This window comes from Fundicoccus sp. Sow4_H7 (genome assembly GCF_052115865.1).
Taxonomy (GTDB): domain Bacteria; phylum Bacillota; class Bacilli; order Lactobacillales; family Aerococcaceae; genus Fundicoccus_A.
On record NZ_JBQKME010000026.1, the window covers coordinates 1 to 2,482 of the forward strand.

Below are 2,482 nucleotides of genomic sequence, written 5' to 3' on the forward strand. Positions count from 1 at the left end.
TGTAACCGTCAAGTACAAATGGACAGAAACGCTAAATAAGAATGGACACTTTCGTTGATTAACTTTTAAATATTTTTTCTTTATGTTTCATTCGATAACTTTCGCCATCCATTTGAATAACTTCAACCCGATGCAATAAACGGTCTAATATCGCCGTTGTAATTCCTTGGTCTCCCATGAGGTCACTCCATTGATCTGGCGCCTTATTTGACGTCAGGATAATGGAGCTTTGTTCATATAGGTGATTGATTAATTGAAAGAAAAGATTGGCTTCATACTGATCCATCGCCATATACATTAAGTCATCAATGATGACGAGTTGTGCAGCTCTTAACCGATTTAATTGGATTTGTGACTTTCGAGTAAACTCTTCTGTCTTTAGTAAATACATTAATTCTCCCATCGCCACAAAAATAACTTGGTAACCTCTTTGAATTGCTTCAATGCCTAACCCTATGCTTAATGCCGTTTTACCAACTCCTGGTGGCCCTAGAAAGATGAGATTATATTGCTGTTCCACCCAGTTCAACTCCTGTAGTTGTATTAATTGCCGCTGGGAAAGTGACGTCTGTTCACTGATATGGTATTCTTTCAAGGTCTTGTAATAAGGGAATTTCGCCCAGTTTAATCGTCTTTGAATACTCTTAGACTCGCGTTGAGAGAGTTCGTAATCAGTGAGTTGAGTGAGTAATTCCATATAAGTCCACGAATGCTTTTCAGCTTGACGTAGAAGATGAGGCAACTCAGTAGATGCCTCCGCTAGTCTCAACTGTTTGAGTGCGTCTTGTATATCATTAACGGAAGAACTCATCTCTAGTTCCTCCCTTCTAGAATAGCCGTATAAGTGCCCATTTCTCGAGTTGAAACGTGATAAGTAGGTTCAGTCGATTGAGTAGAAAGGGTCGCTATTAAATCAGGACGTCGTAAATTGTGTTGGTGTTGTAAAAAAGTCACTCTGTTTTTTAAATCATTGGCACTCCATAGCTGCAGTTCATGACAATCATGCATCGCCTGAATCGCAACATCCGGTGCTTGTCTGAGTAACCGCTGCACGATCGTTAATTGATCCCGTCGATAACGTGGGTATTGATCCATCAGTTGGTCGACGTAAGTTAAGGCAAAAGAATCATTAGAAAGCTGTTGATATACCGTTTGTTTCAACGATTCAATCGATTTAGAGCGATCTCGTTTATGAGACTTCTTCTGAATCAATTGGCCTTTTCCTGACGCCAAAGGATGTGAATCGATCAAAGCTTTGGTTTGAGGATGATACAGATAAAGCGTACTTTCCTTTATATCAATCAATACTTGATTCTTTGGCATTGACTGATAACTCCCTAGAGGTAGAGAATAGCGATTAGCTTGATAAAGGACTGTATTGTCCTTCCGAATATTTCTTGTTATACTTGGGGTGGAGATACAATCGAAAGATTGTAACGGAGAGACCGGAATTAAGTATTGTTTTTCAAGGGCAAATACTTCTTCAGGTCTTTTTTTCGTGGTGTCATGGATTCGATGATTTCCTGTCCGTTCCAACCAAGCAAGCGCACGCTCATTCCAGTTATCGAGTGTGGAATAAATGCGACTATCAGCGAAATTGTATTTAACGTACTTCACCACACTTTCGATTTTCCCTTTTGACTGTGGATCAGCCTTACGACACAAGATGACTCGAAACTGACGCTCTTTCACATAAGTTTGAAAGGCCTGAGTCAAGATTAAATCGCCGGCATTCTCGTCGATTGCTATTAAACGGTCTTGGTCATAAATAATCTCATCGGTTCTACCGCCAAAGTAGGCAAATGCTCGCTCATGACCTTCCAACATATCCTGAATTCGAAAGGGACGATTTAACCAGTACATATATTTATAACGAGAATGCGATAACACAAAACACATCACGTAAAGCTTAACCGATTTTCCGTCACGCGTTTGTTGCTTTGATTCGCCCCAATCGACTTGTATCTGCTGTCCCATTGGTAATTCCGGAACAGCTTCATGCGACCGAGTCTCTATCTGCTTAGGTATTTGATGAATTTCTCGTAATGAGGTGACGTATAATCGCACCGTACTATCCCCAACCTCTAACGATGGAAACTTCTCTAATAACCAATCTTTAATTTGAGCAGCGCTTAAGTGTGGATACTCTTTTAACCAGGCAACGATCCAATCTTGGTAAGGGTCTAGCTTCTTACCGCGACGACTTAAGGTCATCACCCATTCTTCTGCTTCTTCATACGACATCTTCAAATAATCATAGACCGTTTGTCGACTAATCTTTAACTGTGCCGCAATTTGACTGACCGTAAAGCCCATCTTCTTTAATTGTTTGATTTCAATATGTAACACTAGCTTTGCCTCCAATAATCTCCCACCTTTTACAATACTATTATCAATATTGTAATATAAGCGGTGTTTTGTTGATAGCGTAAGTGTCCAATCCTACTTAGCATTTTCTGTCTAGTACAGCTTAGCATTCACA

The 2,482-nt window shown here is 40.0% G+C and carries 2 protein-coding genes; both read right to left on the minus strand.

Going from position 1 to position 2,482, the window contains the following annotated elements; genetic code table 11:
- Window positions 1–58: 58 nt before the first annotated feature.
- Window positions 59–811 carry an IS21-like element helper ATPase IstB gene (gene istB, locus ACTQ54_RS12370; RefSeq protein ID WP_441757246.1) on the minus strand — a complete coding sequence of 251 codons (753 nt, stop codon included), beginning with the start codon at window positions 809–811 and terminating at the stop codon, window positions 59–61.
- A 2-nt stretch (window positions 812–813) separates the two neighbouring features.
- Window positions 814–2,364, minus strand: a complete 1,551-nt coding sequence (gene istA, locus ACTQ54_RS12375; protein WP_441757247.1) for an IS21 family transposase — start codon at window positions 2,362–2,364, stop codon at window positions 814–816.
- Window positions 2,365–2,482 lie beyond the last annotated feature (118 nt).